The following is an 899-nucleotide window of genomic DNA, read 5'->3' as shown; positions in this document are numbered from 1 at the left end:
AACTCTAATCTGGAATCATTCTCATCTTCATTAAAACTGTCAGAATTCTTTCATTATATGGTATAATGTTCCTATAACATAATTACAAAAGAAGGTCAAGAAATATGCTCATACTCGATGCAGCGCTTAAAACACCTTATCGCATCCTCGGAATTGATTTACCAAAAGATAATCTACGCCATCTTTCTCATCTGGGCATGACGCCAGGTGAGACCTTGGAAATTGTGACTAAAACCAAAGACAGTGCCATCCTCATCATTAAGGGGAGTCGGCTGGCATTTGATGCTTCTATTTTGGAAAAGATTGAGATTGCTCCTCTTGAACAGGAGCATACTTGTTTTCCACTTTCTGAGTTAGCCGTTGGTGAATCTGCTATCGTAGTGGATATTTTTGCAATCAACGAAGCCAAGCGTCGTCTCATGGACATGGGAATCACCAAACGAACCAAACTCTATCTGAGAAAAGTTGCACCTTTAGGGGATCCGCTTGAGATCACCCTGCGTGGCTATGAGTTAACCCTTCGAAAATCAGAAGCTCAGATGATTAGTGTGATTCGACTAGAGGAAGGAGAGAATCATGACTGAAATCGCCTTGATCGGGAACCCCAATAGCGGGAAAACTAGCTTATTTAACCTTATTACAGGAACCAACCAGCGAGTTGGGAACTGGCCTGGTGTTACGGTTGAAAGAAAAAGTGGATTCTCCAAAAAGGATAAGAGTATCCAAATTCAGGATTTGCCTGGGATCTATTCCATGTCCCCCTATAGCCCTGAAGAAAAAGTGGCACGGGATTATTTATTAAGCCAAGAGGCAGATAGTATCCTCAACGTAGTGGATGCGACCAATCTGGAACGAAATCTCTATCTGACGACTCAATTGATTGAAACAGGTATTCCTGT

The 899-nt window shown here is 41.9% G+C and carries 2 protein-coding genes; both read left to right on the top strand.

The annotated features are described in order from the left end of the window. The first annotated feature begins 104 nt into the window (after positions 1–104). Entirely contained in the window at positions 105–584 is a 480-nt protein-coding gene (locus SPADD19_RS02115; RefSeq protein WP_003018986.1) for a FeoA family protein, read from the top strand. Continuing rightward, on the top strand, positions 577–899 hold a 323-nt coding region (locus tag SPADD19_RS12385; RefSeq protein ID WP_241496411.1), incomplete at its 3' end, for a FeoB small GTPase domain-containing protein. The genes SPADD19_RS02115 and SPADD19_RS12385, both read left to right, overlap by 8 nt.

The sequence above is a fragment of the Streptococcus parasanguinis genome (genome assembly GCF_001578955.1).
Lineage (GTDB): Bacteria > Bacillota > Bacilli > Lactobacillales > Streptococcaceae > Streptococcus > Streptococcus parasanguinis_U.
The sequence above is the reverse complement of the archived record's forward strand: the minus strand, read 5'-3'. Positions and strand labels throughout refer to the sequence as shown.

What these genes read in the sequence shown, in the direction of transcription:
- SPADD19_RS02115 (WP_003018986.1), top strand. Translation starts at nt 105, where the DNA reads ATGCTCATACTCGATGCAGCGCTTAAAACACCTTATCGCATCCTCGGA.